This is a genomic window from Acidiphilium sp. PM, from assembly GCF_000219295.1.
Lineage (GTDB): Bacteria > Pseudomonadota > Alphaproteobacteria > Acetobacterales > Acetobacteraceae > Acidiphilium > Acidiphilium multivorum.
Genome location: NZ_AFPR01000070.1, coordinates 1 through 8078 on the forward strand (window position 1 = coordinate 1; position 8078 = coordinate 8078).

Annotated in this window: 7 protein-coding genes; 4 read left to right on the plus strand and 3 right to left on the minus strand. The window is 65.9% G+C overall.

The genetic code is table 11. The features are described from left to right. Positions 1 to 163: 163 nt before the first annotated feature. The 3 genes from APM_RS02495 to APM_RS02505 are packed head-to-tail and all read right to left on the minus strand — an operon-like array spanning position 164 to position 4206. Entirely contained in the window at positions 164 to 2944 is a 2781-nt protein-coding gene (locus tag APM_RS02495; protein WP_007421781.1) for an ATP-dependent DNA helicase, read from the minus strand. 47 nt (positions 2945 to 2991) lie between these two features. Then, a complete protein-coding gene (locus APM_RS02500; RefSeq protein ID WP_011941587.1) occupies positions 2992 to 3627 on the minus strand; it encodes a uracil-DNA glycosylase in 636 nt (211 codons plus the stop codon). Positions 3628 to 3633: 6 nt separating this feature from the next. Beyond that, positions 3634 to 4206 (minus strand): NYN domain-containing protein, encoded by a 573-nt coding sequence (locus tag APM_RS02505; RefSeq protein WP_007421783.1) that lies wholly within the window; start codon positions 4204 to 4206, stop codon positions 3634 to 3636. A gap of 101 nt (positions 4207 to 4307) precedes the next feature. On the opposite strand from APM_RS02505, the gene folK reads away from it, so the two are divergent. The 4 genes from folK to acpS all read left to right on the plus strand — a co-directional run bounded on the left by folK (position 4308) and on the right by acpS (position 8064). After that, positions 4308 to 4814, plus strand: a complete 507-nt coding sequence (folK, locus tag APM_RS02510; RefSeq protein WP_007421784.1) for a 2-amino-4-hydroxy-6-hydroxymethyldihydropteridine diphosphokinase — start codon at positions 4308 to 4310, stop codon at positions 4812 to 4814. Between the two features lie 102 nt (positions 4815 to 4916). Beyond that, the gene (gene rpoZ / locus APM_RS02515) at positions 4917 to 5327 is read left to right on the plus strand and encodes a DNA-directed RNA polymerase subunit omega (RefSeq protein ID WP_007421785.1); all 411 of its coding nucleotides are present in this window, start codon (positions 4917 to 4919) and stop codon (positions 5325 to 5327) included. Positions 5328 to 5364: 37 nt separating this feature from the next. Beyond that, complete coding sequence (locus APM_RS02520; protein ID WP_011941589.1) at positions 5365 to 7614, plus strand: bifunctional (p)ppGpp synthetase/guanosine-3',5'-bis(diphosphate) 3'-pyrophosphohydrolase; 2250 nt, start codon at positions 5365 to 5367, stop codon at positions 7612 to 7614. Between the two features lie 45 nt (positions 7615 to 7659). Further along, complete coding sequence (gene acpS / locus APM_RS02525; RefSeq protein ID WP_007421787.1) at positions 7660 to 8064, plus strand: holo-ACP synthase; 405 nt, start codon at positions 7660 to 7662, stop codon at positions 8062 to 8064. Positions 8065 to 8078: the final 14 nt, after the last annotated feature.

Consider the following 8078-nt stretch of genomic DNA (forward strand, 5'->3'; position numbering starts at 1 on the left):
TTTCGTGTCTGCTGCACAAGTTTTCATCGTTCAACGACGGAAGATTCCGCTCTCGCGTCGCACAACGTGATTATGCCGCAAACCGCATGCCAGAAGATTGCGCAACCGCTCACATTCCAGGAGTGGAATCAGTTTCGATGGTAATGTGGCAGATAGGTTACAGTCAGGCGGAAGCCCGATCTGCGGCAAAAAATTCGCGCACCGCGGCGACCGTCTCGGCGAGGCCCTGCCGACTGACCGTGACGCCGGTTGGAAACGCGCTTTCGAGCCTCGAGGGAAAGGCGCGGTCGAGCAGGACGAATACGCCTCTGTCGCCGGCGCGACGGATGAGCCGCCCAAAGCCCTGCCTGAGGCGGAGCCGCACGATGGCGTCATCATAGGTCTTCGGATCGCCATGCGAGAGGTGGGTCCGGCGGACGCGGTGTAGAATGTCGGGCCGTGGCCAGGGCGTGCGCTCGAACACCACGAGGCGCAGCGCATTGCCCGGAATATCCACGCCGTCCCGCATCGCATCCGTGCCTAAAAGACAGGCATTTTGTTCGGCGCGAAAGCTGTCAACCAGCGTGGCGTTGTTCATCGCGTCCACATGCTGTGCAAAGAGCGGAATGTTTGCGGCATCGAGCGCCGGCGCGATGCGCGCATGCACGGCGCGCAGCCGCGCGATTGCGGTGAACAGGCCGAGCGCGCCGCCGCCAGAGGCAAGGAAAAGGGCGCGGAAGGCGGAGGCCAGCGCCTCCGGCGTCTCGCGCAGATTGTCGCGGACGATGAAGATGCGGGTCTGCGCGGGATAGTCGAAGGGCGAGGCGAAGGCGGCGCGGATCGCCGGCGCTGCGAGATGGGTCGCGCCGGTGCGCGACTCGGCGCGTTGCCATTCGGCATCCTGCTCCACGTCATCCATCGCTGTGGTGCGGTCGCGCAGGGTCGCGGAAGTGATCAACAGCCCGTGCGCCCGACTCGCCACCGCGTCGGCGAAGGCTTCGGTCGGGTCGAGCAGATGCGAAAGCAGGGCAATGTCGCGCCCCTGGCGGATGAACAGCACGTGGAACGGCCGCTCGCCAGGCTCGGGTGGCGCTTCGTTGACGGCGGCGAGCATGCGCCGCCAGCTCGCCACCGGATCGAGGGCGCGGCGCTTCAGGCTGCGAATCGCCGCCTCGATGCGCTGCCGTTCATTACTGTCGATGGTGCCGGCCTCTTCGTCGAGTCGCGCCGCGAGCCGCTCGCGCAGCGAGGTCAGCGGCGCTTCCAGTCTGGCGAGATCCCGCGCGAGATCGGATGCGGCGGCGGCCAGTTCCGGCTCGGCCGGATAGAGATCCGCCTCGATATCAAGATTCGACTCGCGCTCGGCTGCGGTCGCACGGGCGCGGGCCTGAGCGGCGAGGGCGGTGAGAAACGCTTCGGCGGCGCCGGGGCCAATCTGGTCGAGCGCTGCGGTCGGCTCGCCCAGTCGTGCCAGCATGGTCGCTCCCGGCAGCACCCGTGCCGCCGCGCGCAGCGCGTCGAGCGGTGCCGCAAGCCGTTCATCGGCGGCGACCAGATCTTCGAGCCGCCGGGCAAGGCCGCGCGCGCGCGACCGGCCGCCTTCGGCGCCGAGCAGCCAGCGGCGCAACTCGGCCATGCTCGCGCCGGAGAGTTCCGCCGCGAAGGCGGAATCGGCGGCATCGAACAGGTGGTGCCCCTCGTCGAACACATACCGCGTTGGCACGCTGGAATCGTCCAGCCCGCCCCAGACCGCCTGCGCCATGACCAGCGCATGGTTCGCGATCACCAGATCGGCACCGCGGGCGCGGCGGATCACGTGTTCGATCGTGCAACGCTTCCAGTGCGGGCAGGCTGAATGGATGCACTCGCCGCGCCGGTCGGCAATCTGCGGCAGCAGCCCCGAGCCGAACAGTTCGGCGAACCAGCCGGGCAGGTCACCTCCAGCGATGTCGTGATCGCTCGAGGCGAGCGCCCAGCGTGCGATCAGCCCGAGGGCAACCAGATTGTAACCGCGCGCTCCGGCGGCGGCGTCCTCGAAATTCAGCAAGCAGAGATAATTCTCCCGCCCCTTGCGAAGCACGACCCGCCGCCGTCGCCGCGCCGGATCGGGTTCCAGCCGCGCCGACTCCTGCTCGATCTGCCGCTGAAGGTGGCGGGTATAGGTGGAGATCCACACGCTTCCCTGGTTGCGCTCCGCCCAGAGCGAGGCCGGGGCGAGATAGCCGAGCGTCTTGCCCGTGCCGGTGCCCGCCTCGGCAAGCACGCAATGCGGCACGCCCTCGGCGGCGGGCGGCGCAAAGGCGGCGGTGGCCGCCGAGGCATAATCGGATTGGGCCGGCCGTTGTTCTGCGCCGCCGCCGAGCAGGTCGGCCAGCCGCCCCCGGGCCGCATCCTGCGGCACCGGATAGGAAGAGGGCGGCGGCCGGGGCGCCTCCTCCTGCCATTCGGGCAGGATCATGCCAAGACGCAACGCCGCGCGATCCGGCCTTGCTGCCGGCTGTCCGAGCGCTGCTGCCACAGGCTTCGCCCAGGGCCAGCCGGCCTCGCCCATCAGTGCGGCGAGCCCGGCGGCCCGGCGATTCATCGGCAGCGAGGCGCTCTGGTCGAGCCGGCCGAGCAGGGCGATGGCGATGTCCGGCAGCAGGGCGGCGGCGGCCTCGATCGTTGCCGGCGGGTCGAAATCGAGCGCGCGGGCGAGGCCGGAGGGTGTTGGTGCCGCCGTCACCGCCGGCATGACGAAAGCGAAGAGGTCGAGCAGGTCGAGGACGGGGATCGACAGGTCGAGCCGCTGCAATGTCGCCGCCTCATGCACGACCAGGGGCGGCGGCAGATCGCGCAGCGCGGCGCGTGCCTCGGCCACGGTCAGATGTCGCAGTTCGCCGTCGGGATCGAGGAGAGCCGCCCGGCCATGCGCCGTCACCAGCGACGGTGCGGCGGGAAGAATCAGGCGCGACGGGGTGTCCATGCGGTTTGTCTATCCCGCAGTGGCGGTTTCGCCAAAGCGCCGGACACTCAGGCAGCGATCCGCGCGAGCAGCGCGCCGACGACAGCCTCGAACATCGCCGCGGTCAGCCGCCCGGTATTGGTATTCAGCCGGGAGACGTGGAAGCTGTCCGCGAGCACGATACCGCCCGGCAGTTCCGTCATCGCGCCGTGGCTGAATTTCGCATGGCTCTGCTTCAGGCCGAAGGCCCGCAGCGTTGCCTGGTGGGCGATTCCGCCGAGAGCGAGAATGCCGCGCAACTGCGTCATCGCTGCGATGTCGCGGGCGAGGAAGCCGTTGCAGGCAGCGATTTCGGCGGGCAGGGGACGATTCTCCGGCGGCACGCAACGAACTGCGTTGATGATGCGGCAATCCCGCAATTCCAGCCCATCATCCGGCCGCTCGGCATAGACGCCGATGGCAAGGCCATACTTGATCAGCGTGGCATACAGCAGGTGGCCGGCGAAATCGCCGGTGAAGGGCCGGCCGGTCCGGTTGGCGCCACGCAGCCCCGGCGCGAGCCCGACCACCAGCAACCTGGCGTTCTCCGGCCCGAAACACGGCACGGGAGCGTTGAACCAGCCCGGGAATTTCGCATGGTTCGCTGCGCGAAACCCGGACAGGCGAGGGCAGAGCGCGCAGTCGCGCGCCGGTTGCGCCGACACGCCGGATCAGTCTTGCGTCGCTTCGGCGCGCTGCATCCGGGGCCGCGGTTCGGTCTGCCGCCGAGTGAACTCGTTGGCTATGTCAGCCAGGTCGACGAACTGATCAGACTGGCGGCGCAATTCGTCGGCGATCATCGGCGGGCTGGTCTTGATCGTCGAGATGACCGATACGCGCACGCCGCGCCGTTGCACCGCCTCGACGAGGCGGCGGAAATCGGAATCGCCCGAGAACAGGATCGCATGGTCGATATGCGGGGCCATTTCCAGCATGTCGATTGCGAGCTCGATATCCATATTCCCCTTGACCCGGCGGCGACCGGCGCCATCAGTGAATTCCTTCGCCGGCTTGGTCACTAGCGTATATCCATTATAGGCCAGCCAGTCGGTGAGGGGCTTGAGCGGCGAATATTCTTCGGTATCGAGTAACGCCGAGTAATAATAAGCGCGCACGAGATTGACCCGGTCAAAAAAATCGAGAAGCCTCCGGTAATCGACATCAAAGCCAAGCGCCCGCGACGCGGCGTAGAGATTTGCGCCATCGATGAATAATGCAGTTTTTTCTTGTGGAAGCAGGCGCATGGCCGTAACCTTTCGACGTAAAATTTTTCGGAATAAATCAATCTGTTAAAAGCAGGTCGCCACATAACGTTTACGCGAAAGTTTCACATTAGTATAGTTATGTGTTCATGATCCTGATCGCACTCGGTGCCAACCTGCCCCTTACAGATGACGGCTCACCGTATGACACATGTTTTCATGCGGTGGAAGAGATGCAGAAAATTGAGACAATTCACCTTGAGGCTGTCTCATCCTGGTATCGCACGCGCCCGGTTCCGCCTGATCCGACGCAACCGGATTTCTGCAATGGTGTCGTCCGGTTTTCGGGAGCGCCTGATCCCGTTGCGCTGCTCGAGGCACTGCACGAGATCGAGGCTCGGTTTGGCCGCGTCCGGTCGGTTCCGAATGCGGCACGCACGCTGGATCTCGACCTGATCGACGTGAACGGGATGGTGCGGGAGACCGGGTCGCCGATCCTGCCGCATCCGCGCGCTCATCTGCGGACATTCGTGCTCCGGCCGCTGCTTGATGTCGCGCCTGATTGGGTGCATCCTCTACTGCTAGGTCCGGCAAGGGAATTGTTCTCCGCGCTGCCGGAACGTGCGGAAGGCGAAATACGCCTCTGGTAAAAAGGGACGTCCCGGTTTGGTTGCATGCCGGGCGGCGCTCTGCTATTTTCAAAGCCGTTTCTGTTTTCCGGGTGCCTGCGGGCGCCCTGCTGGAGTGACCACATGGCACGCGTTACCGTCGAAGACTGCATCGAACAGATCCCCAACCGGTTCGAACTGGTGCTCCTCGCCGCCCAGCGCGCGCGGAACCTCTCCAGGGGCGCCTCGATCACGATCGATCGCGACAACGACAAGAACCCGGTGGTCGCACTGCGCGAGATCGCTGATTCCACGGTCGATTTCGGCGGTCTCGAGCAGGATCTTGTCAAGTCGCTGTCTCGCGTGCCGGACCCGGAACCGGCGGACGAAGAGGTTCAGGACCTCATCCCGACCGATCAGAACATCTTCGGCCTGCAGGACGTCTCCGCCGAGGAGGAAGCCGCAGCGATGGCCGCCGAATCCGAGGAGATGACCTCCGAGGACATCGCCGCGGCGATCGAGGCCGAACTCGGCGGCGGACGACCGCGCCGCTGAGACCGGTCTTTTTCCGGTGGGCGCGCCGCTTGACGGGATGGGCGTGAACCACCCCCTCCTCGCGCCCGAAGGTCTCGCGGGCACCGCCGTCACCCACGAGGCGCTCAAGCCGTTGATCAGCCGGATCAACGGCTATGACACGAAAGTCGATATCGCCCTGATCGACGACGCCTATGGCGTCGCATCCGAGGCCCATGCGGGGCAGACCCGCGAAAACGGCGATCCCTACATCACCCATCCGCTCGCGGTGGCGGACATCCTGGCCGATTACCGGCTCGATGCCCGCAGTATCGTCACCGCCCTGCTGCACGACGTCATCGAGGATACCAAGGTTACCCTCCCGGCGCTGCAAGGCCGTTTCGGCGCTGAGGTCGCCGGGCTGGTCGACGGCGTCACCAAGCTGACCCGCCTCGAACTTCAGTCGGACCGGACCAAGCAGGCGGAGAATTTCCGCAAGCTCGTGCTGGCGATGAGCAAAGATATCCGTGTTCTGCTCGTCAAGCTCGCGGACCGCCTGCACAATATGCGCACGATCCATTTCGTCCGCTCACCGGAGCGCCGCGCGCGCATCGCGCGCGAGACGATGGAGATCTACGCGCCGCTTGCCGAGCGCATCGGCATGGACCGGGTGAAGGTCGAACTGCAGAACCGCGCCTTCGCGGTGCTCGACCCCGAAGCCTACGACTCGATCCAGGCCCGGCTGAACTTCCTGCGCGGCCAGGGTGCCGATGTCATCGACGAGGTGCGCGCCGAACTCGGTCGGATCCTCAAGGAGGCTGGGGTCGAGGTCATTGATATTTCCGGTCGGGAGAAGTCGATCTACTCCATCTGGGAGAAGATGCAGCGGCGCAACGTTGCCTTCGAACAGTTGTCGGACATCATGGCATTCCGCATTATCGTGCCGACACGCGAGCAGTGCTACGTCGCCCTCGGCGCGATCCACGCGGCCTTTCCGGTCATTGCCGGCCGATTTAAGGACTACATCTCGACCCCGAAGGCGAACATGTATCAGTCGCTCCATACCGGGGTGACGTTGCGCCATCCGCGCAACCAGAAGATCGAATTGCAGATCCGCACACCGGAGATGCATGCGATCGCGGAAAACGGCGTCGCCGCCCATTGGCTCTACAAGCAGGGCGAGGCCTCTGCCGCCGACGTCAAGCAGTTCCGCTGGGTGCAGGACCTGCTCGAAATTCTCGAGAACTCTTCTGCGCCTGACGAATTCCTCGAGAATACCAAGCTTGAGCTCTATCAGGATCAGGTTTTCTGCTTCACTCCGAAGGGGCAGCTGATTCAGCTGCCCCGCGGCGCGACGGCAGTGGATTTCGCCTATGCGGTGCATTCGCAGATTGGCGATACCTGTGTTGGCGCCCGTATCAACGGCCGGCTGATGCCGTTGCGCTACGAACTGCAGAACGGCGACCAGGTCGAGATCCTGACCGCCCGTGGCGGAACGCCCTCGCCGTCGTGGGAGCGTTTCGTCGTCACCGGCAAGGCGCGGTCGCGGGTGCGCCGCTTCATCGCCGGCCAGTTGCGCGAGCAGAATCGCGACCAGGGCAAGGCCGCCCTCGCCAAGGCATTCCGCCAGGACGGCGTGGACGGTTCCGAAAAAGTTCTGGAAGTTGCGCTGAAGGCGCTCAAGCAGGCCAGCCTCGACGACCTCTATGTTGCGGTCGGCACCGGCAATCTCGCAGCCCGGGATGTGGTGCAGGCGGCTTATCCGGATCTGCGCGAAAGCCGTGCGCCGCGCATGGTGCCCGGCATGCTCGCCCGAGCGCCGCGGCCGCCCGCGCGCGGAACCGGCCTGCCCATCACCGGGCTGATTTCCGGCATGGAGGTGCATTACGCCGGCTGCTGCCACCCGCTGCCGGGCGACAAGATCGTCGGCATCATCGCCACCGGAAAGGGCGTGACCATCCACACGCGCGACTGCCTCACCCTCGAGACCTTCGCCAACACGCCGGAGCGGTTCATCGATGTTGACTGGGATTACGCCCAGATCGGCCCAGGCAAGGAAGGCACGCGCGATGGCAACGGCCGCGAACGGCCGTTCACCGGGCGAATCAGCGTGATCGCCTCCAACGCGCCGGCGACCCTCGCCAACATCGCCAACGCGGTCGCCAAGCAGGACGGCGCGATCGCCAATCTCAAGATCATCCACCGCCAGCAGGATTTCTTCGAATGCCTGATGGATGTCGAGGTGCGCGACCTGCGGCATCTCTCCCAGGTCATCGCCGGGCTGCGCGCCGCCGGCGGCGTTGCCCAGGTCGATCGCGCCCGCACCTGACCCCGCCGGGTTGGCGCTGCCGCCCTCTATGGCTATGACGCTCGCATGATCATCGGCATCGGCTCCGACCTGTGTGACATCCGCCGCGTCGAGCGCACGCTCGAACGCTTCGGCGAGCGGTTCATCCAGCGTGTCTTCACCGAAACCGAGCGCCGTCGCGCCGCCCGGCGCCCGGCGCAGTTCGCCGCGACCCTCGCCAAGCGCTTCGCCGCCAAGGAAGCCTGCGCCAAGGCGCTCGGCACCGGCTTTCGCCGCGGCGTATTCATGTCGGACCTCGGCGTGGTGAATCTCCCGAGCGGCCAGCCGACGCTCGCCCTCACCGGCGGCGCTGCCGAGCGTCTCGCCGCGCTCACGCCCCCCGGGCGCAGTGCCTTTGTCCATCTCTCGTTGACCGATGAATATCCCTACGCCTACGCGCATGTGATCATCGAAGCGCGGGACGGCGCGTGACGCGATGACCGCTC